The sequence below is a fragment of the Streptococcus sp. 29896 genome, from assembly GCF_032594915.1.
Taxonomy (GTDB): Bacteria; Bacillota; Bacilli; order Lactobacillales; family Streptococcaceae; genus Streptococcus; species Streptococcus suivaginalis.
Map to the genome: position 1 here is coordinate 799,617 of NZ_CP118733.1, position 25,212 is coordinate 824,828.

Genomic DNA, 25,212 nt, shown 5'->3' on the forward strand with positions numbered 1-25,212 from the left:
TTTTTTATGCCTGGACAAGTTCTGATATAATAGAAGAAAGATAATGTAAAGAGAGTAAGATATGAAATTAGTATATACAGGTATTCGACAGAACCTGACAGCTTTATTGGTAGATGAGGCAAAAGGCTTTGCAGATAAGGGTTATCGGGTTTTCTACATAGCTCCTAACTCCCTGTCTTTCGAGAAGGAGCGGGCTGTTTTATCCCATCTGGAAGAGGGAGCATCGTTTGCAATTATGGTGACGCGTTTTGCCCAGCTGGCTCGTTATTTGGTTATTAATGATAGCGAGGAGAGGCACAGCATTGATGACCTGGGACTAGCCATGGTATTCTTTCGTGTCTTGTCACAGTTTCAAGAAGGGGAACTAAAGGTTTATGGTCGGCTGCAGAAGGATTTTGGCTTCGTTCAACAGCTGGTCACTTTATACAAAGAGTTGCAACGGGCAAATATGTCCATTTTAGACTTGGAGGCAATGGAATCTCCAGACAAGCAGGCAGACTTGGTAAAGATTTTCCTATCTGTGACTGAAATTTTGTCCAAAGAAGGGTATGAACACCAGACAAGGTTGGCACAGTTGATAGAAGTCATCGAGTCTGGACAATTGGACCAGCAGTTGAAAGACATGGTTTTGATTGTCGATGGTTTTTCACGTTTTTCCGCAGAAGAAGAAGCTTTTGTGGCAGCCTTAAACAGTCGAGTAGCAGAAATACTGATCGGCGCCTATGCCAGCAAGAAAGCTGTAAATGCGACCTATATTGAAGGCAATGTTTATCAAGCTAACGTTGACTTTTTGCGCCAGTTATCAGCCCAATTCCAGACAAAGATTTCATATATTGGTTTAGAACCTGAACTGGACAGTCTTGGTAAATTTTCAAAGAATATGGAGTCGATTTATGATTATAGCGGAACCTTACTTGAGTTGACTCCAGCAGACCAAGAAAAAATCCAGCTATGGGAAGTCGTCAACCAAAAAGAAGAAGTTGAGCAGGTTGCGACTGCAATTCGTCAGCAGGTGCATCAAGGGGCTCGCTATAAAGACATCTTGTTGCTCTTGGGTGATGTGGATAGCTACAAGTTGCAGATTGGTAAGATTTTTGACAAGTATGATATTCCTTACTATTTCGGCAAGGCAGAGGAGATGAGTCATCATCCCCTGGTCCATTTTGTGGAGTCCTTAGAACGCTTGCGCCGCTATCGTTTCCGAGCGGAAGACTTGCTCAATCTCCTCAAATCAGGCTTGTACGCCAGTTTTTCCCAAGATGAATTGGACTTGTTTGAGTCCTACGTCCTTTTTGCTGATCTCAAGGGGCAGGCTGCTTTTTCGAGGGCTTTTTCGGTCAATGGCAGAGCGGACTATGATGCTGAAGTCATCAAGGAGAAGCGACTTGTCTATGATTTGACTGTTTTGGAACCCCTGCGTTCCAAGGTGATGGAGCCTCTTCTTAGCTTGTTTAAGGTAGGGCCTCGATCAGGTGCCAGCTTGCTAGAAAAATTCACAGCATTTTTGGAGGCAATTGAGCTTCCTAAAAATATGGAAAAAATGTCTCGAAATTTGAGTGAAGTAGAGCAAGAAAAAGAAGAGCAGGTCTGGAAAAGTTTCTGTCAGGTGCTAGAGACCTTCCACCAACTCTTTGCCCAAGAAAAGTTGAGCTTGGATGATTTTTTAGCCCTTCTTCGAGCAGGCATGCAGTCCAGTCACTATCGTACTGTTCCTGCAACGGTTGATGTGGTCAATGTCAAATCCTATGATTTGATCGAGCCACATACTGCAAAGTATGTTTATGCTATCGGAATGGGCCAGTCCAATTTTCCAAAAGTTGCTAAGAATACCAGTCTATTGACAGAAGAAGAGATGGAAAAAGTCAATCTTGTCTCGGCTAGTTCTTCACGTTTTGATTTGGTCAGTCGAGAGAATATCAAGAAGAACCATGCAGCCATGATGTCTCTGCTGAATGCTGCGACGGAACAGTTAGTTATTTCAACTCCTCAGATTTATAACGAAGGCGAAGATAGTCTCTCCCCTTATATTAAAATTCTCCAAAAAATGGGGCTGAAATCCGAAGAACGTGGTCGGATTAAAACACTTAGTCCGCAAGACATCGGTCACTACAAGAGTCTCTTATCCCGTTTGATTGAGTCGGAAAGACCATCTCTTGATAACGAAGAATGGGAAGGGCAGACGGCCTTCTGGACAGTCTTGGTTCGCCATTTGAAGAAAAAATTGGAGTCGCAAGGCATTGAAATTCCGACCATTACTGGCGAAATTACTTCTAAACAGCTTGCAGCTGATACCTTGGCTGCTTTATATCCAGAGGATAAGCCGCTCAATCTTTCCGCATCCAGCTTGACCAATTTCTACAATAACCAATATCTTTACTTTGTCCGTAATGTTCTTCGCTTGCGGGAACAGGAATCCATCCATCCGACTGCCTTTCAGCATGGTTTGTTCTTGCATCGGATTTTTGAACGAGTGGTCATGGATCAATCTGAGCTAGATTTTGATCAAAAAGTGGACAAGGCCATCCTGCGTACACGTGATGAGGCAGAATTTGCTATGTTTTATAACCAAGATGCGGATGCTCGCTATACGGAGGAGGTGCTGGATAAGATTGCTCGTTCCAGTGCAACTATTTTGCGGGATAATGATTTGGTTGAAATTGATGGTCAGGAAAAGAGTTTCCGTCAGGATAAGGCGCTGGTTTTTGACCTTCAAAATGGCAAGAGTGTGCATGTAAATGGTACAATTGACCGCTTGGATACCTTACAAATCAATCAGGCTGTTGGTGTTGTGGATTACAAGTCCAGCGACCAATCTTTTTCAGTTGGGGATTTTTACAATGGTCTAAAACCTCAGTTGGTGACCTACCTGGCAGCCTTACAAGAGCTGGATGAAACCAAGGATAAACCTGTTTTTGGAGCTATGTATTTGCATTTGCAGGATCCGATTATCAAATTAAAAGACACGAAGAATTTAGAACAGCTAGAAGGAGCTGCCAATACGAGCTTGGTTTACAAGGGGCTTTTCTTGAAGGAGGAAAGTCTGGGGCTCAATCATTTTTATCAGACTCGTAACCAACTCTACACGGAAGAAGAGTTTGCGGTTTTATTGAACCACAACCAAGAACTCTACAAACAAGCTGCCAAGGACATCCTGGATGGTCGCTTTGCTATTAACCCTTATACCAAAGATGGGCGTTCGGTGGCAGGTGAGCAGCTGAAGGCAATCACTGGTTTTGAGGCGGATCGGCACATGGGCATGGCGCGGCGGTTGATCAAGGAGGCCAAGCGTCAAGATTGGATGGAACGAATGAAAGGAGGTCAGGACTAATGGCTTTTGAACAATTTTTAAGCGCGGAAGAAATCAAGGCTGTGCAGCTGGCGGAAGCCAATTCTGATAAGCAACAAAAACGCACACCTGAGCAGATTGAAGCCATCTACACGCACGGTCAGAATGTTCTGGTCTCTGCTTCGGCTGGGTCAGGAAAGACCTTTGTTATGGTTCAACGGATTTTGGATAAGTTGAAGCGTGGTGTGGGAATCGACCAGCTCTTTATCTCAACCTTTACAGTCAAAGCGGCTGGTGAATTGAAGGAGCGGATTGAGAAAAATCTCAATGAAACCATTGCGGAGACGACCGATATGGAATTGCGTCGGCATTTGTCGGCCCAGTTGGCGGATTTGACCAAGGCGGATATTGGGACCATGGACTCCTTTACGCAGAAATTGGTCACAACCTACGGTTATAGCCTTGGTATTTCTCCACAGTTTCGGATTTTACAGGATGAGACAGAAAAAGCGAGTCTGAAAAAAGAGGTTTTTGACCAGCTCTTTGCAGATTATCTCGAAGAGGATGAAAATGGTACATTCCGCAAACTGGTTCGCAATTTTTCGGGCAACCGCAAGGATAATAGTGGTTTTCGTCAGGTTGTCTATCAGGTGCATGATTTTAGCCAATCGACGAGCAGTCCAACTAAATGGCTGAAAGAGCAGGCTGTTCAAGCTGATTTGTATAGTCAAGAGCGTATAGAGCAGATCTTAGAGCAAGGCTTTAAGGAAAAAGTATTAGACAAGCTCTATCAAGCTACAGATTTCTTCCGCTACCATGTGGAATGGGGCAGAAATGACTTTGGTTCCGCCAAGTATTTTGCCAATGTGGAAGAAGTCTTGGATTTGTTGACGGGTTTAGATAGTCTGGACCAGAAGGACTTGATGGAGCGGGTTGAAAGAATTCTTCTCATCAATGACCAGTCCAGAGGCAAGGGCTTGACCAATGCCAATCGACCAAAAGATGAGCATTTGATAGCCTTTAAAGAAGAATACAATGCTGGCAAGAGCCAGATTATCTCAGGACTTAGAGATTTGGGTCAGGAAGTTTATGAATTGACCCTGCTGAAAGATTATCAGGCTCAAGCTTTGCCACTGCTTGTATTATTACGTGACTTTGTCTTGGATTTTTCGCAGGCTTATCTGGATGTCAAAATCAAGGAAGCAGCCTTTGAATTTGGCGATATTGGGCATTTCGCTATTCGTATTTTAGAAGAAAATGCGGACATTCGCCAGTTTTTCCAAGAAAAATACCACGAAGTCATGGTGGACGAGTACCAGGATAACAACCATAGCCAAGAGCGGATGTTGGACTTGCTGTCTAACGGGCATAATCGCTTTATGGTGGGTGACATTAAGCAGTCCATCTATCGATTCCGTCAGGCTGATCCGATGATTTTCCAAGAGAAATTTGAACTGTATCAGGCAAATCCTCAGGCTGGGAAATTGATTCTGCTCAAGGAAAACTTCCGTAGTCAGATTGAGGTCTTGGAGGCAACAAATGCTATTTTCACGCGCCTAATGGACCGTCAAGTAGGGGAAATCAAATATGACGACACCCACAGTCTAGTGGCTGGAAGTCCTGGCCAAAAAATTGCCCAGCCCAAGCATGAGATGGAATACTTGATTTACGACCAGCAGGAGAGCGCACATTCATCAGCGGATGCTGAGGAGGAAACTCCTCTGACTGCTGGTGAAATTGAAGTCGTTGCAAAAGAGATTATTCGTCTCCATAATGAAGAAGGCGCAGACTTCAAAGACATCACTCTCTTGGTGCAAAAACGAACGCACAACGACCTCATTATGTCCATTTTTGAAAAACACGGGATTCCTATTGTGGCAGATGGCGGAGCAGCCTCCTATCTGCAATCTTTAGAAGTCATGATTATGCTGGATACCTTGCGGGTTATCAATAATCCACTCAATGACTATGCCTTGGTTGCACTGCTAAAATCGCCTATGTTCCGATTCGATGAGGATGAACTGACACGGATTTCCTTGCAGGCTGGGACAGGTTTCTTTTACCAGAAAATGGAAATAGCCCAGCAAGCAAGTGGGCAACATCCTGAACTGATGTCAGGAGAGTTGAAGAAGAAAATCAAGGATTTCTTATCTATTTTGGAAAACTGGCGTGCCTTTGCCAAACTGCATTCTATCTATGACTTGATTTGGAAGATTTTCAATGAAAAATTCTACTATGACTATGTCGGTGCTCTTCCAAATGGCAGCAAGCGTCAGGCCAATCTATATGCACTAGGTCTGCGTGCCAACCAGTTTGAAAAAACTGGCTACAAGGGCTTGTCCCGCTTCATCGCCATGATTGACCGTGCCTTAGCAAATGATAAGGATTTGGCAGATGTACAAGAGTTTCTACCGCAAAATGCTGTTCAGCTGATGACCATTCATAAGTCAAAAGGTTTGGAGTTCAAATATGTCTTCCTCATGAACATCGATAAGCGATTCAACTTGGAAGACCATTACCAGTCCGTCATCATCAGCCGGAAAAATGGTCTAGGTATCCAATATTTAGCGGATATGAAAGATAAGGTAAATAGCCCATTGCCTCAGGTGCGAGTCTTAATGAACACCCTCCCTTATCAAAATAATCTCCAAGAGCTAAAAATTGCTAATCTTTCGGAACAAATGCGGTTGCTTTATGTTGCACTAACGCGTGCAGAGAAGAAGCTGTATCTGGTTGGAAAGGGCAATGCTGACAAGTTAGCTGAAAAATACGATGGTAAAAAGGAAAATGGCGTACTAGCCCAATCAACTCGCGAAAGCATGGTGACCTTCCAAGACTGGATTCTAGCCATTGATGAGACCTTCTCAGGAGAAGACTTGCACTTCAAGAAAGTCTTTGTGACGGATGAGGATTTGACAGATGAGAAGATTGGTAAACTTATATTGAAGAATAAGCTAGAAGACGCCAGCCTTAAAGATATTCGTCAATCCGAAGATATTGTGCAGGCCTTGGACCAGTTGTCTTCTGTCCAAGAGTTGAACGAACGCTATAAGGCTGCCATCGAATTACCAAGTTTACGCACTCCAAGTCAGATCAAAAAACTTTATGAACCAATCTTGGAACAAGAAGGCATGGAAGTTATGGAAAAATACCAGTCAAAACGGACCTTTGCCTTACCAGATTTTTCCAAGAAACCCAAAATAACTGGAGCTCAAGTCGGTTCAGCAGTCCATGAACTCATGCAACGCTTAGATCTGTCTTGGTTGGTGACAGAAGATACGGTAAGAGAAGCACTAGAAGCTGTTCATGCTGAGCAAGCGGTTAAAGACAAAATCAATGTTCAGATGATTTTAGATTTCTTTGATACAGACTTAGGAAGAGAAATTCTAGCCAATACGGACAAACTCCACCGAGAGGCTCCATTTGCAAGTTTGCAGACAGATCCTGTATCGCAGGAACAATTTGTCCTTCGTGGGATTATCGATGGCTACCTACTATATGAGGATCACATCGTTCTGTTTGACTATAAGACAGACCGGTATGATCAGCCGAGTCTTTTACGGGAACGCTATTACTCACAGATGCAACTCTATGCGGAGGCATTAAAAAAAGCCTACAAGATAGAGCGAGTTGACTGTCATTTGATTTTGTTGGGTGGAGAAACCATTCAAGTTGTTCATGTTTTTTAAAGGGGGAAAAGATGGAACGGACATTTTTTATCATAAAGCCTGATGCAGTTGCGCGTGGCTTAGTTGGTCAGGTGATTGAACGAATCGAGAGACGTGGCTTCAACCTAGAAGCCCTTAGCATGATGACTGCCAGTCCAGAGTTGATTGCGCAGCATTACGAGCATTTGGCAGACAAGCCATTCTTTCTGCTTTTGGTTCAGTATATGACAAGTGGACCTGTGATTGCAGGAATTCTAACTGGACCAGAGGTTATCAAATCTTGGCGAGATATGATGGGGGCAACCAATCCCCTTCAAGCCTTGCCAGGAACTATTCGTGGAGATTTTGCGACAGCACCGGTTGATGGCATTGTTGCCAATGTCGTTCACGGCTCCGATAGTGCAGAAGCAGCCGAACGTGAGATTGGTCTTTGGTTGGGGAAATAGCAGAGCAGTTCAACAACAGCAATCCTACTCAAAGTTTGTGTCAACATCTCAGCGCAGTGGTTGATTGGCAGATTTGTTCGTGTTTTACACTCCAAATCTGTCCTAATCAACTATGCGGGGGTGGGAAGACGAACTCTTCTATGAATGCAGGAGTTCTTTCCCACTCCCGTTTTTCTTATGGCAAGTTCTTGGTATTTCTGATATAATAAAGAGTAATACCCTTGTAGAGGAAGAAACATGAATTTAGAATATTTGAAAAAACGACAGGAGAAAATTCGTAATTTCTCCATCATTGCCCACATCGACCATGGTAAATCAACCTTGGCTGACCGTATTCTTGAGAAGACAGAAACGGTTTCTAGCCGTGAAATGCAGGCCCAGTTGCTTGATAGTATGGATTTGGAGCGTGAGCGTGGTATCACCATTAAATTGAATGCTATCGAACTCAATTATACAGCTAAAGATGGAGAGACTTATATTTTCCACTTGATTGACACACCAGGACACGTGGACTTTACCTATGAAGTATCCCGTTCCCTTGCGGCCTGTGAGGGTGCGATTCTGGTGGTGGATGCTGCTCAGGGGATTGAAGCACAGACCTTGGCCAACGTTTATCTGGCCCTTGACAATGACTTAGAAATCTTGCCTATCATTAACAAGATTGACCTACCAGCAGCAGACCCAGAGCGTGTTCGTCAGGAAATCGAAGATGTGATTGGTTTGGATGCATCAGAAGCAGTGCCAACATCAGCTAAGGCAGGTATTGGTATCGAGGAAATCTTGGAGCAAATCGTAGAAAAGGTTCCAGCACCGACTGGTGATGTCGAAGCTCCATTGCAGGCCTTGATTTTTGACTCTGTCTATGACCCTTATCGTGGGGTTATCCTTCAAGTCCGTATCGTCAATGGTGTCGTGAAGCCAGGTGATACCATTCAGATGATGAGCAACGGCAAGACTTTTGATGTGACAGAAGTCGGAATTTTTACGCCAAAAGCCATTGGTCGTGATTTCCTAGCAGTTGGAGATGTTGGATATATCGCAGCTTCTATCAAAACTGTGGCTGATACCCGTGTCGGTGATACAGTGACCTTGGCGGAAAATCCTGCCAGCGAGCCACTTGCAGGCTACAAGCAGATGAACCCAATGGTCTTTGCGGGTATCTATCCAATTGATTCCAACAAGTACAATGACCTCCGTGAAGCCTTGGAAAAGCTCCAGCTCAACGATGCCAGCTTGCAGTTCGAACCTGAAACATCGCAGGCCCTCGGCTTTGGTTTCCGTTGTGGCTTCTTAGGTCTCTTGCACATGGATGTTATTCAAGAACGTATTGAGCGCGAATTTAACATTGATCTCATCATGACAGCACCGTCGGTAGTTTACCATGTTAACATGACGGACGGTGAAATGATTGATGTAGCCAACCCGTCCGAATTCCCAGACCCAACCAAAATTGCCACGATCGAAGAACCATATGTTAAGGCACAAATCATGGTACCGCAGGAATACGTCGGTGCGGTCATGGAATTGGCCCAACGCAAACGTGGTGACTTTGTGACTATGGATTATATTGATGATAACCGTGTCAATGTTATCTACCAAATTCCACTTGCGGAGATTGTTTTTGACTTCTTTGACAAGCTTAAGTCATCCACTCGAGGTTATGCCAGCTTTGACTATGAGATTTCGGAATACCGTTCATCCAAGTTGGTGAAAATGGATATTCTCCTCAATGGGGATAAGGTTGATGCTCTCAGCTTTATTGTCCACAAGGAATTTGCTTATGAACGTGGGAAAATCATCGTTGATAAACTCAAGAAAATCATTCCTCGTCAACAGTTTGAAGTGCCAATCCAAGCTGCTATCGGTCAGAAAATCGTGGCCCGTAGCGACATCAAGGCCCTTCGCAAAAACGTTTTGGCCAAGTGTTATGGTGGTGACGTTTCCCGTAAACGCAAACTCCTAGAAAAACAAAAAGCCGGTAAAAAACGCATGAAAGCCATCGGCTCTGTCGAAGTCCCACAAGAAGCCTTCCTCAGCGTCCTCAGCATGGATGAAGATGATAAGAAATAAAAAGGTCCAGTGGACCTTTTTATCATGAGCTTGAAAAAAACGAGAGCGAATTAAGGTCCAGTGGAGTGAAACAGTCTAGGAATAGACTGTTTCAGCCCGAGCCTAGAAATGCAAGAGCGAGGCTCAGGCATGAACTTGAAAAAACGAGAGCGAATTAAGGTCCAGTGGAGTGAAACAGTCTGGGAATAGACTGTTTCAGCCCGAGCCTAGAAATATAAGAGCGAGGATCAGACATGAGCTTGAAAAAACGAGAGCGAATTAAGGTCCAGTGGACCTTTTTGTCATGTTTTTATTACTATCTAGAAGATACTTTCTAAATTGTGATGCAAATCAAATGTCTGACATGTTCACTTAATTAAAAGTTGAATAAATTCAAGGAGTTTACGAACAAAAAACATTTTTAACATGGCAAACAAAGTTTTTTGCTAATTTTCAATTTTAAAATATAAGATAACAAAGTTTTTTGCTAATTTTTAAATTTATAATATAGGAAATAAACTAGTTTTGCTTGTTTTAATTTTTTAAAATACCTTCCCTGAGATAATTTCAGATTTAAAAATATAAAATTAGTCACAGAAAAACAGTTACTTACTTTCAAGAAAAGAAATGACATGCAATACTTCCATTTTCAATCGATCATATGATAAACTAGTATATAGTAAGCAAGTAGTCTTGACTGCTCTGCTATTTTTAAAATAAACCGAAAAGAAAATGGTGCGAAGAAGAAGATGCTTAGCTCGAAAGACCGTCAGTTATTGAATCAAAAATTAAGCCAGGTACAGCAGACAATAGTAGCAAATGCCCAATACCAGGCAACAGTAACCCAGCATGAGGCCAACAAAAATCGAATCAATGATATTTTGATTGCTATGATTCAAGAAGACGATCCGGAAAGGATTGAGCTGTTAGCTCAACTGTTGAAGAAGCAGACCGAACAGGCGCAGGCATTTGTCGATGACTGGAATCGGCAGGTGGCAAGAGATGAGAGAAGTTTGAAGTTGAAAACACTTGGCTTGTTGACCTTTTTATCACTTATCCTCCTCCCGATCTTTCCGATTGTACCTATCGGTATGGTTATTTATTTGATTATTTGGTTGTTGTATGCCTATATTATCAAGGCCAATCACTACTAATCTATGCTATACTAGTCCTATGAAACAAGAAATTGATTTAGAAAAATACCACCAGCTTGCCTTGCAAAAACAAGCTGAACACCGTAAGTTTTTGGCTTCCTTGAAGAAGAAACCACCGAAAAATTTGGACAAAATTGTGCAGCAAGTTCATACGGAAGTGTTTAATGAAATTGACTGTACTGCCTGTGCCAATTGCTGTAAGACCTTAGGTCCTCTTTTTACGGAGGCGGATATTACACGAATTGCCAAGTATTTTAAGATGCGACTACCTGCTTTTGAGGAAATGTACTTGAGGGTCGATGAAGACAATGACAAGGTTTTTAAATCGATGCCCTGTCCATTTTTAGGTGGCGATAATCTCTGTTCAATTTATGATGTACGTCCTAAGGCCTGTCGAGAATTTCCTCATACGGACCGCAAAAAGATCTACCAGATCAATCATCTGACGATGAAGAACACCCTCACCTGTCCTGCAGCCTATCTCTTTGTTGAGAAATTGAAGACTCGAGTATAAAAATAACCTCTTGCTATCCGTTACGAATGGTGCAAGAGGCTTTTTCTTATTTTCCAAAAGAATAGATGCGCAAAAGAGCTTTCTTCTTTTGGTCTTCAATGATGGATTGGAAGTGGTGAAAATTAGCATGAAACTGTTCTTGGAAATTGGTTGGAATCCCTTTATTGAAGGACATGGCGTGCAAAAATATTGGATGATTTCCTTTTTTATAGAGTTCCCCTTGAAAGAAGTAGGACCCAGTTTTTTTATCGACCGAAACGAGAGATGAACGCCAGCGTCCTTTGCGGGTATGACGAGGTCTCCAACGAATTTTCAATTGCTTTTTGTAAAAATACCAGCCCATGATGTCAATGGTGACAGTTGTTTGTTTATCAGGATCTAAGTAGTCAACCGGAACCTTGTATACATTCCCCCTTTGAGATTGGATGAAGGGATGAAAATCCATTAAATGCTTATATTCCTTATCGGATACAATGTCCATCTTGGGTTCTGATGGTTGGCGGTTCTCCTGTCGAACGGTTGAGCGAAAAGGGTCATAGGTCTGATTGGCAAGGCGAATTCGTTCTTCCTCAGCCTCCAAGTTTGCCAATTCATGAGCCGTTTTGGGGCTTTGTTTCAGAAAAGACAAGACCTGATCAGACTTTTGATATGTTTGAAAAACTTCTTTTAATTGCAGCGGTTTATCTGTTGTTTGCTGCTTGTCTCGAGGAGCTTGGAGGATAAGAATTTGATGTAGACAATCTAGTGGGATGGCCCCTAACTCCAAAAGAAGTTCTTCCAATGAAAAAATACTAGCCTTTTTAAAGGACTGGGTTCGACCATTATCTGCCAAATGATTGACCAATTGTAATTGGTTGTCATCTTGGAAGAGAACAAGGTATCCAGACTCTTGGTGGTTCAGTTGGATGACGGGAATGGCATAATAATGGTGGTAGGGTTTTAAGTGGAGTAAATCTCCGAGCTGTGTTGAATTCATAGCCTTTATTATATCATAGAGACTGGATTTCTTACGGCAAACTTCTTGCAGATTTTTTAGAAAATACTATACTAGACCAATAGCTCAAAGGAGATAGTTATGGAAAAATTTTGTCAATCCTGTGCCATGCCCCTCAATCTACACGGCCAAGATGTGAGAGGAACTGAGGCAGATGGAAGTCAGTCTACAAGCTATTGTTCTTATTGTTATGCCAAGGGGGCTTTTTTGGAGCCTGATATCAGTTTTGAACAGATGGTTGCTAAAGGAAAAAAAGCGATTTCAAACGGTCAAGGAAATGGTTTTGTAAAATTCTTGATGAAAGCTTCTTACCCATTTATGCTGAAAAAAGCCAAACGTTGGCAGGTTCAAAAATAAAGGGATGTAGATGAGTTGGGACAGTCCTCCCTGCTCATTTTTTGTTATAATGTAACTTATGAACGATTTAATCAAGCATAAGTTGGAGCTGCTTCCGGACAGTCCGGGTTGCTACCTCCACAAAAACAAGTACGGAAAGATTATCTATGTGGGCAAGGCCAAAAACCTGCGCAATCGGGTGCGGTCTTATTTTCGTGGTGCCCATGATACCAAGACAGAGGCCTTAGTATCTGAAATTGCCGATTTTGAATTTATCGTAACGGATTCCAATATCGAGGCCCTCTTGCTGGAAATCAATCTGATTCAGGAAAACAAGCCTCGCTATAACATTATGCTCAAGGATGACAAGTCCTATCCCTTTATCAAGATTACCAAGGAACGTCACCCACGGCTGATGATTACACGGCAGATAAAAAAGGATGGTGGTCAGTATTTTGGTCCCTATCCAGATGTGGGTGCGGCCAACCAGACCCTCAAACTATTGGAACGCCTCTATCCTTTCCGCAAGTGTAAATTGCCTGAGAACAAGTATTGTCTTTATTATCATTTGGGGCAATGTCTGGCCCATGGGGAAAACCTGCCCAGCCTATCCGACTATGACAAGATGGCTAAGGAGGTTGCCCAGTTCTTGACGGGGCATGATGATAAGATTGTCAAGGAAGTTCAGGCCAAGATGAAAACGGCAGCTGCTAATCTAGAATTTGAAAAGGCTGCGGAATACCGTGATGTCCTGCAATCCATTTCAACCCTGCGGACCAAGCAACGTGTGATGGCCCATGACTTGCAAAATCGGGATGTCTTTGGCTACTATGTGGACAAGGGCTGGATGTGCGTGCAGGTTTTCTTTGTTCGGCAGGGGAAACTGATTGAGCGGAATGTCAATCTTTTTCCATACTATAATGATGCGGACGAAGATTTTTTGACCTACATCGGTCAGTTTTACAGGGACCAGCAACATTTGATACCGTCGGAGGTCTTGATACCGCAGGATATTGACCAAGAAGCCGTAGAAGCTCTGGTGGATACCAAGGTCATCAAGCCCCAGCGTGGTGAGAAGAAGCAGCTCATCAATCTGGCGACGAAGAATGCGCGTGTTAGTCTGGAGCAGAAGTTTAATCTCTTGGAGAAAAATCTGGAGAAGACCTACGGTGCTGTAGAGAATATCGGTCAGCTTTTGGGTATTCCGACGCCTGTGCGGATTGAGGCTTTTGATAACTCCAACATCATGGGGACCAGCCCTGTGTCGGCTATGGTGGTCTTTGAAAATGGGGTGCCGAATAAAAAAGAATACCGCAAGTATAAGATTAAGACGGTGGAGGGACCGGATGATTATGCTTCCATGCGAGAAGTTTTGCAGCGACGGTACAGTCGGGTGCTGCGGGACGGTTTGACACCGCCTGATTTGATTATCATTGACGGTGGTCAGGGGCAGGTCAATGTCGCCATGCAGGTCATCGAGCAGGAGTTGGGTATGTCCATTCCCATTGCAGGTTTGCAGAAGAATGACAAGCACCAGACCCACGAATTGCTCTTTGGCAATCCGTTGGAAGTAGTTGAGTTGCCCCGTAATTCTCAGGAATTTTTCCTACTGCATCGGATTCAAGATGAAGTTCACCGCTTTGCTATTGAGTTTCACCGTCAGGTTCGGTCAAAAAACTCCTTCTCATCAAAATTGGACGGCATAGAAGGTCTAGGACCAAAACGCAAACAGGCTCTGATGAAGCATTTCAAGTCCATTGGCAATATCCAGTCAGCAAGTTTGCAGGAAATCGCAGAAGCTGGTGTGCCGTATAAGGTGGCGGAGAAGGTGAAGGAAAGTTTGGCTCCAAAAGATGACAATTGAAAAAGGAGCAAAATTGTGGTAAAATAAACTATCAATGACTGAATAAGGAGCGTAGAAATGGCTTTCGGTGAAGAAAAACACAAAAAGACAGCTTTTGAGAAAATAACCTTAATTATCGTTCTATTAATGGTTATCGCTACACTTGCTGGTCTGATTTTCCCAGCAGTCAATGCACTGATGAATTAAAAAGGCGCTGTATAGCGTCTTTTTGACAGAAAGAATAGGTTTTTTATGAGTATGTTTTTAGATACAGCCAAGATTACAGTCAAGGCTGGTAAGGGTGGCGATGGCATGGTAGCCTTTCGCCGTGAAAAATATGTCCCAAACGGCGGTCCTTGGGGCGGTGACGGTGGTCGTGGTGGTAATGTCGTCTTTGTTGTTGACGAAGGCTTGCGTACCCTTATGGATTTCCGTTACAATCGTCGTTTTAAGGCTGATGATGGTGAAAAAGGGATGACCAAGGGCATGCATGGCCGTGGAGCAGATGATATGGTGGTTCGTGTTCCTCAAGGAACAACTGTCCGTGATGCAGAAACAGGAAAAGTTATTACGGATTTGGTGGAGCATGGCCAAGAATTTATTATTGCCCATGGTGGTCGTGGTGGTCGTGGAAATATCCGTTTTGCGACACCAAAAAATCCTGCTCCAGAAATTTCTGAAAATGGGGAACCAGGTGAAGAGCGCCAATTGGAATTGGAATTAAAAGTGCTAGCTGATGTTGGTCTTGTTGGTTTTCCATCCGTTGGAAAATCAACCCTTCTCAGTGTCATTACGGCAGCTAAGCCCAAAATTGGTGCCTACCACTTTACAACCATTGTGCCAAATTTGGGTATGGTCCGGACTAAATCTGGCGAGTCATTTGCTGTTGCAGACTTACCAGGTTTGATTGAAGGGGCTAGTCAAGGTGTCGGTCTAGGTACCCAATTCCTTCGCCATATCGAGCGGACACGTGTTATCTTGCATGTCTTGGATATGTCAGCTAGTGAAGGCCGTGATCCTTATGAGGACTATGTAGCCATCAACAATGAATTGGAAACCTACAATCTTCGTCTCATGGAACGCCCACAGATTATTGTTGCCAATAAAATGGATATGCCGGAAGCGGCTGACAATCTGAAAGAATTTAAGAAAAAATTGGCAGCGAATTATGATGAATTTGACGAACTGCCACAGATTTTCCCAATTTCAGGGATTGCCCACCAAGGTTTGGAAAATCTCTTGGAAGCAACAGCAGAATTGCTAGAGAAAACACCAGAATTCTTGCTTTATGATGAATCAGATTTCCAAGAAGAAGAGGTTTATTATGGCTTTAATCCAGATGAGCCAGAATTTGACATCAGCCGTGCAGATGATGCTAGCTGGATTCTGTCTGGCGACAAGCTCGAAAAACTCTTCACCATGACCAACTTTGACCGTGATGAATCTGTCATGAAATTCGCCCGCCAATTGCGTGGAATGGGAGTTGACGAAGCCCTGCGTGCGCGTGGAGCCAAAGACGGAGATACCGTCCGAATCGGCAAGTTCGAATTTGAGTTTGTTGATTAGTGAAAAAGTCCAGTGGACTTTTTCAGCCCGAGCCTGAAAATTCAAAAGCGAGGAAGTCTGGGGATAGACTGTATCAGCCCGAGCCTAAAAAGTCGAGAGCGAAGAGACAGTTTGTTCGGAATCAAAGGCTGATAAATAGTCAAGTAGCATTTAAATTCAATGCATCAAAAAATTGGAGGTCTTTATGGGTGATAAGCCGATATCCTTCAAGGATAAGGATGGAAATTTTGTTTCGGCAGCAGATGTTTGGAATGCTGAAAAATTAGAAGAATTGTTCAACAAGCTCAATCCCAATCGGAAATTGCGATTGGAGCGTGAGCGGTTGGCAAAAGAAAATGCAGAATAAGTAAAATCGGACCAATTCTGGTCCGATTTTTTCATTTTTACAGTAAAAGGAATCGTTTTTCCCGTATTTATGCTATAATGCTAGCAATGAGTGTGGAAAGGAGTCCTAGGATGGATGCAAATCAGTTAGAGTTTGTTGACCGCTTGTTAGCGACAAATATGACGGATGAGGAAATTGCGCCATTTCTTTCTGTCAAGGAAGATGAGGTAGCAGCCCTACGTCAAGAGATTGTTTAGTTATTCAAGAGGCCGTGAGGTCTCTTTTTTATAGTTCAATTTGGTGCAATCCAAGAGGTGACAGTTGGTAAATAGTGTGACACACTTCTTGCAAGAAAAGACGGTCATGAGAGACACAAATCAGTCCACCAGGATAATCAGAAAATAATTGTCGGATTCTTGGCTGTGATGTAGGGGAAAAGTTGCGGGTGGGTTCGTCTAACAGTAGGAAATTTGTTTGGTCCAAGGCCATTTTTAGCAAGAGGAGTTTTGCTTTTTGACCGCCAGATAGATGGTGAATAGCATGGTGGACTTCTTGTCGAGTAAATTGCAAACTGGCTAGCCTGCTAAGGACAAGATGATGCCTATCTTGGTCTCCGCTCGGATTTAAAAAAGCTAGGGGAGTTTGATCAGAATCAAGTAAGTGATGGTAGTCTTGCGGCATGTAGCCAATTTTTAGTTCAGGTGTGCTGATTTTGGACAAGATAGCTTGAATGAGACTAGATTTGCCAATACCATTGGGACCAATAATACCGATTTTCTCTTGTCCTCTGACCAGAAGATTGACTGGTTCTGTTAGAACATGATTTCCTTGTTTGAGCTGGAAATAATCCAGTATGACAATCTTTTTTTGCGCTGGAAGTGGTTGGATACAAGAGAAATCAAGTTCTAGACCATCTTCGCAGTAGGGAATTGGGGTCAGATTTTCTTTCATTTTCTCAAAGCGTTTTTCACGTGATAAAACATTTTTCATCTTTTTAGCAATTAATCGTCCCATTGTGGCATCGTGTGTTGCCAACAAGGTATGGCGGACCTGGGCTTTTTGGCGCAAATGCTTGGTCATGGTCTTATCAAACACCTTGCGGTCGTTTCTTGCTTGGTGGACCTGTTTTTGATAAGCCTGTTCTCGCTCGATACGGTAGGTTTGGTAGTCGGCAGTTTGAACACTGGTTTGTGCTAGGCTTTTCTTTTTTACAGATTCGAGGTGAATGATTTTATTAGCTGTGTGTGCCAGTAGCCATTCGTCATGAGATACAAATAGGATAGTTTTAGGGCTTGTCGCGATATAGTTTTCCAACCATAGTAGGGTATCTATATCTAAATCGTTGGATGGCTCATCCAAAAAGAGAATTTGACTATCTTGGGCTAGTATCTTGATGAGTTGGACTTTTAATTTTTCGCCACCGGATAGGCTTGAGAGCTCTTGGTCGCTGGCAAAGCGTTGACTGTCAAATGCTAGTTGGTCTGCTAATGTATAAAGAACTTGATAGTCTAGATTCAGGTCTGGATCACCAAAGAAGAAGTCACATAAGGTCTGCTCTGCTTTTTCCACAGAAAGACTTTGAGGAAGATAGGCGTAGGAAGAGTAGTCGCGGAGGACCTCTCCTTCAAAGTGGAGGAAGTCTTGAACAAGCTTTGGATCCATGATGAGCTTGAGTAGGCTGGATTTTCCGTTGCCTTCTTCGCCAATAATGGCAACCTTGTCACCGGTTTGAATGGAAATAGAAAGGTTGTTGACTAGGGGACGGAAGTCCTTTTGATGGTTGATGGTGAGGTTTTTGATTTGTATCATAGGGTCTCCTTTTCATGAAAAAACACACTACCTATTTAGTAGTGTGCCAAAACCTGCTCAAAAAGACCCTATTCTTAGAATAGAGAAAACAGAAAATGGACGCAAGAAAACTACTAAATAAGTACTCAACTTAAAAGTGTTTACTTGTTACTGTCCATTTCTCCTTACCTCACTTTGTGTATTTTTTTCAGTATAGCATCCTATTTGGGGCTTGTCAATCTTTCGGTGACTTGAAAAGGAAAGAAGTGATCAAGTTTTGTCATTTTTTTGATTCAAAATAGGAATGATTTGCAAAAATAAGAACTTTCCCTTGCACAAGTTGCTTGTCTTTGAGGTATAATAGGAGGAGCTATTTTTGACTGATTTGTTAAAAAGTAGCTTAAAATAGAAGGAAATGAAAAATAGTATGGATATTTTATTGAGTGTTTTCCCCATTGTTCTCTTGATTTTCTTGATGATCAAAATGCGGGTTCCGGCCAATTATGCTCTTCCTGGCATAGCTGCTTTTGTGTATCTTATTTTGTTGGTCTATTTTAAGACGGATTTTACTCTTCTGAATTCTGGTTTGGTAACAGGATTTTGGGCGACCTTAACACCCATTACGGTTATCATGGGGGCGGTTCTTTTCAACAATTTCCAACAGCAAACAGGTAACCAAGCGGTCATCAATCGCTGGATGTCTAGTTTGACACCCAATCCCGTTGCCCAGATGATGATTATCGGCTATGCCTTTGCTTTCATGATTGAAGGGGCTTCTGGTTTTGGTACGCCTGCTGCAATCGCGGCACCGATTTTGATTGCGCTTGGTTTTGAACCAATCAAGGTGGTACTTGCTGTATTGATTTTTAATTCGATTCCTGTCTCCTTTGGAGCTGTCGGAACGCCGACTTGGTTTGGTTTTGGCTCCTTAGGCTTGACTGCTCAGCAGATTGGAGAATTGGGCTTAAAAGCAGCGATTGTTCACTTGATTGCAGGTTTTGTCGTTCCCTTGATTGCCCTTCGTTATGTTTTTTCTTGGGCACAAATCAAAGCCAATCTACTCTATGTGTACCTGACAGTTTTCGCCTGTGCCTTGCCAATGACCCTTTTAGCAACTATCAACTATGAGTTTCCATCATTATTGGGAGGTGCAATTGGTTTTATAATCTCAATCTGGTTGGCTAAGAAAAAAATTGGTTTAGAAAAGACAGGAAAGGAGAGTGTCCCAGCGGATCCTGTTGCCATAAAAGAACTCTTTATGGCTCTCTTACCTTTGATTAGTTTGGTGCTTATCTTGGTGGTAACTCGGGTTCCACAATTAGGGATCAAAGCCCTAATGCGAACCGATGCGGTTTGGTTTAAAGCAAACCTAGGCTTTGCTGACTTAGAGGTTACCAAAGCCTTGAAATTTACCTTAGCAAATGTTTTTGGAACGAGTTCTAGTGAATCCTACGAGTTACTCTATGCCCCTGCCTTTATTCCTTTCTTTGTGATTGTATTTGCCTTGTCTGGATTTTACCCAAGTATGAAGGGGAAAGTTTGGAAGATGATTGCCGAGACTAGTCAGCAAATGATTGTTCCATTCTTCTCGCTACTAGGTGGTGTAACCATGGTGAAATTTATGTTGCTAAATGGTGATCAGTCAATGGTATCCATTATCGGGATGTCCTTGGCAGCAGCAACTGGTCCATTCTGGGGACTCTTTGCTTCTTATTTGGGAGCAATCGGAGCCTTTTTCTCAGGATCAGCAACAATTTCCAACTTGATTTTCGGTGGAGTCCAGCAATCCATTGCTACGCAAACTGGTCTGAACATGACCAGTATCTTGGCCATGCAGTCAGTTGGTGGAGCCATGGGAAATATGACCTGCGTGAACAATATTATCGCTGCTTCATCAGTTTCCGGTGTCCGTCGTAAGGAAGGCTACATTATGCAGAAAACAGCAGTCCCTATGTTTATTTATGGAATTATTGCTGCTTTAGTTGGATTATTTTTATAACACAAGAAGAGGCTGGGCTCAAGCCCAGATCCACTACCCAGAGTTCGTGTCAACATCTCAGCGCAGTGGTTGATTGGCAGATTTATTCGTGTTTTACACTCCAAATCTGACCTAATCAACTGTGCGGGGGTGGGAAGACGAACTCTTTTTTAGACTAGTCGAGTTCTTTCCCACTCCCTTTTTGGATGTTTGCATTACTAGACGAATTGGAATGGTTATTCCCATCTGTTCAAATTTCTGATATAATTGACCTATCGAGATGGACTAGTAAGGAGATATTCATGGCGATTGAAGGAGTAGAGCAGGCGGCAATATTAGAAATTGATAATCAGATTCGACTTCGTAGATATGATGGATATCATGATTTTGCTTTGATATGGCATCAAGATTTGGAATTGGTCTGGCTTGTTGATGGCGATAAAGAACCCTATAGTCATGATTTGCTCAATCGGATGTATGACTATTTATCGAAAAATGGGGAATGCTATTTTATTGAAATTCTTGAAAATGGTCAGTTTCTTCCTATAGGTGATGTAACCTTGTTTCGAGATGATTTTGCTATTGCCATTGGAGATAGGCGTTATTGGAAAAAAGGGATTGGGACCAAGGTATTACAAAGAATGATCGAGCGTGCAAGGGAAGTGGGGCTTGAGGAAATACTTGTAGAAGAAATATATGACTGGAATACGGGCTCTCGTAAACTATTTGAGAAATGTGGCTTTGAAGTTGTTGAAAAGACAAAGAAAGGTTGGTCCTATAAAAAGAATTTATAAATTATTGTGAGATGCAAAAAAAGCCTTGACTGTTATGAACTGCACCCCAAAAGTTAGACACAAAATCTAACGATTGGGGTGTTTTTCTTATGAAATTAAGTTATGAAGATAAACTAGAAATATATGAGCTGAGAAAGAGTGGCGTGTCGTGGGTCAACCTTAGCCAGATATACAAGGTCACTATTGCCAATCTCACATACATGATAAAACTCATGGATCGATATGGCGTGGAAAGCGTTGAAAAAGGTAAAAATAGGTATTATTCACCTGAATTAAAGCAAGAAATAATGGATAAGGTCTTGATTCATGGGTGTTCTCAACTCTCAGTTTCCCTTGATTATGCCTTGCCAAATCGAGGAATGCTTCCCAATTGGATAGCACAATACAAGAAAAACGGGTATACTATTCTTGAAAAACCAAGAGGGAGACCGAGCAAGATGGGACGTAAACGCAAGAAAACCTGGGAAGAGATGACGGAATTAGAGCGCCTTCAAGAGGAAAATGAACGTCTTCGAACTGAGGTGGCCTTCCTAAAAAAGTTGAGAGAACTTCGCTTGAGGGACGAAACACTAGTGCGCGAACAGCAGAAACAATTAGAGATATGGTCCAAGGAGGATTCCGACTAGACCTCCTACTTGCGACAGCTAAAATGCCTCGCTCAACTTATTATTATCAAGTCAAGCAACTGGAGAAACCCGACAAGAACAAAGCCATTAAGGCTGAAATTCAAGCCATTTATGATGACCATAAAGGTAATTACGGCTATCGTCGGATTTATTTAGAACTCAGAAATCGAGGTTTCTTCATCAACCACAAAAAGGTGCAGCGCTTGATGACAGTCATGGGCTTAGCGGCTCGTATTCGTCGTAAGCGCAAGTATGCTTCTTACAAAGGTGAGTTGGGTAAGAAGGCTGATAATCTGATTAAACGTCAGTTTGAGGGATCTAAGCCTTATGAAAAATGTTATACCGATGTGACGGAGTTTGCTTTGCCTGAAGGGAAACTCTACTTATCGCCTGTTCTTGACGGCTATAATAGTGAGATTATTGATTTTACCCTGTCTCGGTCACCTGACTTGAAACAGGTTCAAACCATGCTTGCGAAGGCTTTTCCAGCAGATTTATACAGTGGGACTATTCTCCACAGCGATCAAGGTTGGCAATACCAGCACCAGTCTTACCATTACTTTTTGGAAACCAAAGGCATTCGACCATCCATGTCCCGCAAAGGGAATAGCCCAGATAATGGGATGATGGAGTCTTTCTTTGGCATTCTCAAATCTGAAATGTTTTATGGACTCGAGACATCTTATCAATCACTTGATGAGCTTGAAGAAGCTATTACAGATTATATTTTTTACTACAACAACAAACGAATAAAAGCAAAATTAAAAGGACTTAGTCCTGTCCAATACAGAACTAAATCCTTTCAATAATTATTTGTCCAACTTTTTGGGGGCAGTTCAGTTAGTCAAAGGCTTTTCATATTTCTACACGTTCAAGACCTTATCAAGGAAGTCTTTTAGACGAGGATGTTGTGGGTTGTCAAAGATTTGCTCTGGTGTCCCATCTTCAAGGAACTCGCCGCCATCCGTAAAGATAACACGGTTAGCAACCTTGCGGGCGAAGCCCATCTCGTGTGTTACGATCAACATGGTCATACCTTGTTCAGCCAAGTCTTTCATTACGTTAAGAACGTCTCCGACCATTTCAGGATCGAGGGCGGAAGTAGGCTCGTCAAAGAGCATGATGTCTGGATTCATTGCCAGGGCACGAGCGATGGCAACACGTTGCTTCTGACCACCAGATAGGCTGTCTGGCATAGCGTCACGCTTGTCTGCCAGACCAACTTTTTCCAATAATTCCATACCGACTTTTTCAGCTTCTGCCTTGTCTAATATTTTATGCTCAACAGGAGCAAAAGTGATGTTGTCAAGGACTGTCATATGAGGGAAAAGGTTGAAATGTTGAAATACCATTCCGACATTGGTACGGAAGGTGTCGACATCTGTTTTGGGGTCAGATAGGTCGAAGCCATCAACCGTCACTTGACCACTTGTGATTGTTTCCAACAAGTTCATAGTTCTTAAGAAGGTTGATTTACCAGAGCCGGAAGGACCGATGATGCAGACTACATCGCCTTCGTAGAATTTTGCTGAAATCCCTTTGAGGACCTCGTTGTCTCCATAACTCTTATGAAGGTCATGGACATTAATTTTCAATTCAGCCATTATTTGCCTCCTTTTTCTAGCTTACGTGCTAAACGTGTTAAGAGAGTGATGACTACCAAGTAGATGATGGCAAGAATTGCATACATACGGAAGGATTGGTAGTTACGAGCGATGATGATCTTACCAGCTTGGAAGAGTTCCACCAAACCAATTGCAGAAATGATAGTAGTATCTTTCAGAGTGATAACAAACTGGTTGATGAAGTTTGGCAACATAATCTTACCGGCCTGTGGCAAGATAATCTTACGCATGGTTGTTCCGTAAGAGATACCCAAACTACGTGATGCTTCCATTTGTCCAACAGGGACTGCCTGGATACCACCACGAACGATTTCTGCAATATATGCACCTGAGTTGAGCGAGAGGGCAATGGTACCAGCAACAAAGTCGTTGATTGGTGATTGTTGACCTGTGATGGATTCAATCAAGTTTGGAATGCCCCAGAAGATGAAGGCAGCTACAATCATGAGTGGAATACCGCGAACTACATCTACAAAGACTGAAGAAGTCACACGGAGAGCCTTGATTGGACTAACGGCAAACATACCAAAGATAATACCGATAACAATAGCGATAGCAAAAGATAGAAGGGCAAGTCCAACTGTGATTCCAAGGCCTGACAAGAGTTGGCCGTAGTTGTTTTTCAAGAGTCCCCAAATGGTTGTTTCGTCGACAGTTGAAGTGGATGAACTTGCTTGTGTCTCCTCTGTTTGATTGAAATACTTGTTGAGGATTTCATCGTATTTGCCAGATTCTACAAGTGACGCAAGTCCGTTGTTGAACATTTCGATTAATTCAGGATTGCTTCCTTTTTTAACGGCAAAGCCATATTCGCCAGATTTTTCACCTGGAATTGGGGTATCAAAGTCACGACCTTGCTGGATAGCGTAGAGAAGAACAGCTTCATCATCCATGAGGGCATCGATTGAGCCAGAGTTCAAACTATCATACATTGTTGACGCTTCGTCAAATGCCTTCAAGGTGTAACCGTATGTATCTTGGTTTGCTTCCAAGAAGGTATATGAGGCAGTTCCGTTTTTAGCTCCTACAGTTAGGCCTTTGAGGTCTTCGTAAGAAGCGATATCGCTGCCAGACTTAACTGCTAAGAGAATGTTTGAAGAATAGTAGGCATCTGAGAAATCAAAAATTTCCTTACGAGCATCGGTAATGGACATACCGGCAATAACAGCGTCAGCTTGTCCTGCTTGAACAGCGTTCAATGCCGCATCAAAACCAGGGTTCTGGATGGTAATTGTGAAACCTTGTTGTTCCGCAATGGCCTTGATCAATTCCATGTCGATACCGACATACTCGCCGTTTTCATCCTGGTATTCAAATGGTGCAAATGAGGAATCTGCAACGATCGTGTAGCTTGCTTTCACAGGAGTCGCTTTTGCAGTTGCGCTACCTGTCAAGCTAAGGCGTGAAGCGTAGTCAGTAGTTTCAGCAGAAGCAGTAGAAGACCCCAACCATTTTGTCATGATAGCATCGTAGGTACCATCTTCCTTCATTTCTGCAAGTGCAGTGTTAAAATCTTCAACAAGGTATTCATACTGGCTACCTTTTTTTACCGCAAAACCAAACGAACCAATTGCTTCGCCATCCATGTCAATGCTCAAATCTTGCCCTTGTTGGATAGCGTATTGGATAACAGCTTCGTCATCCATTACAGCATCGACCGCACCTGCAGACAAGCTGTTGTACATCAAGTCGCCTGTATCAAAGGTTTTTACAGAGTAACCGTACTTATCTTTGTTTTCATCTAGAAAGGCTTGGGCAGCTGTACCATTTTTGACACCGATTGTTTTGCCTTTAAGATCATCATATGAAGAGACTGTGTTTGACTTAGTTGTTGCAATAACAATCTTGGTATCAAAATAAGGATCTGAGAAAGTAAAGACTTTCTTGCGGGCTTCGGTAATAGTTGTTCCCGCCATCAAGGCATCTGCAGAACCTGATTGTACCGCATTCACCGCTGCATCGAAACCAGGGAAGGTTTGGCTGACAGTCCAACCAGAACGTTCAGCGACTTCATTGATGATATCGACATCTAATCCTTTATATACTTGGTCTGAGTCTTTAAACTCGAATGGAGCGTAAGTGGAGTCGAAGACAATATCGATCGTATCGTCAGCTTTTACGCCCGTAAAAATAAAGAACATTGGCAAAATCGTTGCCAAAAGCATAAGCAATTTTTTCTTCATTTCATAACTCCTTCTTATTAAAATAACTGTGCTAGTA

At 42.7% G+C, this 25,212-nt stretch carries 19 protein-coding genes; 15 read left to right on the top strand and 4 right to left on the bottom strand.

What is annotated here, in order from left to right; translation table 11 throughout:
* Positions 1-61: 61 nt before the first annotated feature.
* From rexB to PXH68_RS03760, 6 genes are all read left to right on the top strand, one after another.
* Positions 62-3,328 carry an ATP-dependent nuclease subunit B gene (gene rexB / locus PXH68_RS03735; RefSeq protein WP_248028522.1) on the top strand — a complete coding sequence of 1,089 codons (3,267 nt, stop codon included), beginning with the start codon at positions 62-64 and terminating at the stop codon, positions 3,326-3,328.
* A complete protein-coding gene (gene addA / locus PXH68_RS03740; RefSeq protein ID WP_248028523.1) occupies positions 3,328-6,975 on the top strand; it encodes a helicase-exonuclease AddAB subunit AddA in 3,648 nt (1,215 codons plus the stop codon). The genes rexB and addA overlap by 1 nt, the downstream gene beginning before the upstream one ends.
* 11 nt (positions 6,976-6,986) lie before the next feature.
* Entirely contained in the window at positions 6,987-7,400 is a 414-nt protein-coding gene (gene ndk / locus PXH68_RS03745; protein WP_248028524.1) for a nucleoside-diphosphate kinase, read from the top strand.
* A gap of 237 nt (positions 7,401-7,637) precedes the next feature.
* Positions 7,638-9,470, top strand: coding sequence for a translation elongation factor 4 (gene lepA, locus PXH68_RS03750; protein WP_248028525.1), 1,833 nt, complete (start codon positions 7,638-7,640; stop codon positions 9,468-9,470).
* A 755-nt stretch (positions 9,471-10,225) separates the two neighbouring features.
* Positions 10,226-10,603, top strand: a complete 378-nt coding sequence (locus PXH68_RS03755) for a hypothetical protein (protein ID WP_316715908.1) — start codon at positions 10,226-10,228, stop codon at positions 10,601-10,603.
* A 19-nt stretch (positions 10,604-10,622) separates the two neighbouring features.
* Positions 10,623-11,117, top strand: coding sequence for a YkgJ family cysteine cluster protein (locus tag PXH68_RS03760; RefSeq protein ID WP_158454643.1), 495 nt, complete (start codon positions 10,623-10,625; stop codon positions 11,115-11,117).
* A gap of 46 nt (positions 11,118-11,163) precedes the next feature.
* On the opposite strand, the gene PXH68_RS03765 is transcribed toward PXH68_RS03760, so the two are convergent.
* Entirely contained in the window at positions 11,164-12,093 is a 930-nt protein-coding gene (locus PXH68_RS03765) for a hypothetical protein (RefSeq protein WP_248028527.1), read from the bottom strand.
* A 99-nt stretch (positions 12,094-12,192) separates the two neighbouring features.
* Here PXH68_RS03765 and PXH68_RS03770 point away from each other — a divergent pair, with 99 nt between their 5' ends.
* The 6 genes from PXH68_RS03770 (at position 12,193) to PXH68_RS03795 (ending at position 16,438) form a co-directional block, all read left to right on the top strand.
* Entirely contained in the window at positions 12,193-12,468 is a 276-nt protein-coding gene (locus PXH68_RS03770; RefSeq protein WP_248028528.1) for a zinc ribbon domain-containing protein, read from the top strand.
* A 58-nt stretch (positions 12,469-12,526) separates the two neighbouring features.
* Entirely contained in the window at positions 12,527-14,311 is a 1,785-nt protein-coding gene (gene uvrC, locus PXH68_RS03775; protein ID WP_248028529.1) for an excinuclease ABC subunit UvrC, read from the top strand.
* A gap of 57 nt (positions 14,312-14,368) precedes the next feature.
* Positions 14,369-14,497, top strand: a complete 129-nt coding sequence (locus PXH68_RS03780) for a DUF4044 domain-containing protein (RefSeq protein WP_158454651.1) — start codon at positions 14,369-14,371, stop codon at positions 14,495-14,497.
* A gap of 45 nt (positions 14,498-14,542) precedes the next feature.
* Positions 14,543-15,856 (top strand): GTPase ObgE, encoded by a 1,314-nt coding sequence (gene obgE / locus PXH68_RS03785; RefSeq protein ID WP_205030638.1) that lies wholly within the window; start codon positions 14,543-14,545, stop codon positions 15,854-15,856.
* Positions 15,857-16,040: 184 nt separating this feature from the next.
* On the top strand, positions 16,041-16,202 hold the full coding sequence (locus PXH68_RS03790) for a hypothetical protein (RefSeq protein WP_158454655.1): 162 nt from the start codon (positions 16,041-16,043) through the stop codon (positions 16,200-16,202).
* A 110-nt stretch (positions 16,203-16,312) separates the two neighbouring features.
* Positions 16,313-16,438, top strand: a complete 126-nt coding sequence (locus PXH68_RS03795) for a hypothetical protein (protein WP_261979772.1) — start codon at positions 16,313-16,315, stop codon at positions 16,436-16,438.
* Positions 16,439-16,466: 28 nt separating this feature from the next.
* On the opposite strand, the gene PXH68_RS03800 is transcribed toward PXH68_RS03795, so the two are convergent.
* The gene (locus PXH68_RS03800; RefSeq protein ID WP_248028530.1) at positions 16,467-17,990 is read right to left on the bottom strand and encodes an ATP-binding cassette domain-containing protein; all 1,524 of its coding nucleotides are present in this window, start codon (positions 17,988-17,990) and stop codon (positions 16,467-16,469) included.
* Between the two features lie 406 nt (positions 17,991-18,396).
* On the opposite strand from PXH68_RS03800, the gene PXH68_RS03805 reads away from it, so the two are divergent.
* The 3 genes from PXH68_RS03805 to PXH68_RS03815 all read left to right on the top strand — a co-directional run bounded on the left by PXH68_RS03805 (position 18,397) and on the right by PXH68_RS03815 (position 22,176).
* Positions 18,397-19,968: an L-lactate permease gene (locus tag PXH68_RS03805; RefSeq protein ID WP_248028531.1), complete on the top strand. Its 1,572-nt coding sequence runs from the start codon at positions 18,397-18,399 to the stop codon at positions 19,966-19,968.
* Positions 19,969-20,249: 281 nt separating this feature from the next.
* Positions 20,250-20,741 (top strand): GNAT family N-acetyltransferase, encoded by a 492-nt coding sequence (locus PXH68_RS03810; protein WP_172053230.1) that lies wholly within the window; start codon positions 20,250-20,252, stop codon positions 20,739-20,741.
* An 89-nt stretch (positions 20,742-20,830) separates the two neighbouring features.
* Positions 20,831-22,176 (top strand): IS3 family transposase gene (locus tag PXH68_RS03815; RefSeq protein WP_316715493.1). Its coding sequence is split into 2 segments (ribosomal slippage): positions 20,831-21,272 and positions 21,272-22,176, totalling 1,347 coding nucleotides; the frame shifts between segments, so codons are not numbered across the junction.
* 54 nt (positions 22,177-22,230) lie between these two features.
* Here the strand turns inward: PXH68_RS03815 and PXH68_RS03820 are convergent.
* Both PXH68_RS03820 and PXH68_RS03825 read right to left on the bottom strand, forming a co-directional pair.
* The gene (locus PXH68_RS03820) at positions 22,231-22,971 is read right to left on the bottom strand and encodes an amino acid ABC transporter ATP-binding protein (RefSeq protein WP_205030640.1); all 741 of its coding nucleotides are present in this window, start codon (positions 22,969-22,971) and stop codon (positions 22,231-22,233) included.
* Positions 22,971-25,175 (bottom strand): ABC transporter substrate-binding protein/permease, encoded by a 2,205-nt coding sequence (locus PXH68_RS03825; RefSeq protein WP_248028858.1) that lies wholly within the window; start codon positions 25,173-25,175, stop codon positions 22,971-22,973. The genes PXH68_RS03820 and PXH68_RS03825 overlap by 1 nt, the downstream gene beginning before the upstream one ends.
* Positions 25,176-25,212 lie beyond the last annotated feature (37 nt).

What these genes read in the sequence shown, in the direction of transcription:
- rexB (WP_248028522.1), top strand. Translation starts at nt 62, where the DNA reads ATGAAATTAGTATATACAGGTATTCGACAGAACCTGACAGCTTTATTG.
- addA (WP_248028523.1), top strand. Translation starts at nt 3,328, where the DNA reads ATGGCTTTTGAACAATTTTTAAGCGCGGAAGAAATCAAGGCTGTGCAG.
- ndk (WP_248028524.1), top strand. Translation starts at nt 6,987, where the DNA reads ATGGAACGGACATTTTTTATCATAAAGCCTGATGCAGTTGCGCGTGGC.
- lepA (WP_248028525.1), top strand. Translation starts at nt 7,638, where the DNA reads ATGAATTTAGAATATTTGAAAAAACGACAGGAGAAAATTCGTAATTTC.
- PXH68_RS03760 (WP_158454643.1), top strand. Translation starts at nt 10,623, where the DNA reads ATGAAACAAGAAATTGATTTAGAAAAATACCACCAGCTTGCCTTGCAA.
- PXH68_RS03765 (WP_248028527.1), bottom strand. Translation starts at nt 12,093, where the DNA reads ATGAATTCAACACAGCTCGGAGATTTACTCCACTTAAAACCCTACCAC.
- PXH68_RS03770 (WP_248028528.1), top strand. Translation starts at nt 12,193, where the DNA reads ATGGAAAAATTTTGTCAATCCTGTGCCATGCCCCTCAATCTACACGGC.
- uvrC (WP_248028529.1), top strand. Translation starts at nt 12,527, where the DNA reads ATGAACGATTTAATCAAGCATAAGTTGGAGCTGCTTCCGGACAGTCCG.
- PXH68_RS03780 (WP_158454651.1), top strand. Translation starts at nt 14,369, where the DNA reads ATGGCTTTCGGTGAAGAAAAACACAAAAAGACAGCTTTTGAGAAAATA.
- obgE (WP_205030638.1), top strand. Translation starts at nt 14,543, where the DNA reads ATGAGTATGTTTTTAGATACAGCCAAGATTACAGTCAAGGCTGGTAAG.
- PXH68_RS03790 (WP_158454655.1), top strand. Translation starts at nt 16,041, where the DNA reads ATGGGTGATAAGCCGATATCCTTCAAGGATAAGGATGGAAATTTTGTT.
- PXH68_RS03795 (WP_261979772.1), top strand. Translation starts at nt 16,313, where the DNA reads ATGGATGCAAATCAGTTAGAGTTTGTTGACCGCTTGTTAGCGACAAAT.
- PXH68_RS03800 (WP_248028530.1), bottom strand. Translation starts at nt 17,990, where the DNA reads ATGATACAAATCAAAAACCTCACCATCAACCATCAAAAGGACTTCCGT.
- PXH68_RS03805 (WP_248028531.1), top strand. Translation starts at nt 18,397, where the DNA reads ATGGATATTTTATTGAGTGTTTTCCCCATTGTTCTCTTGATTTTCTTG.
- PXH68_RS03810 (WP_172053230.1), top strand. Translation starts at nt 20,250, where the DNA reads ATGGCGATTGAAGGAGTAGAGCAGGCGGCAATATTAGAAATTGATAAT.
- PXH68_RS03820 (WP_205030640.1), bottom strand. Translation starts at nt 22,971, where the DNA reads ATGGCTGAATTGAAAATTAATGTCCATGACCTTCATAAGAGTTATGGA.
- PXH68_RS03825 (WP_248028858.1), bottom strand. Translation starts at nt 25,175, where the DNA reads ATGAAGAAAAAATTGCTTATGCTTTTGGCAACGATTTTGCCAATGTTC.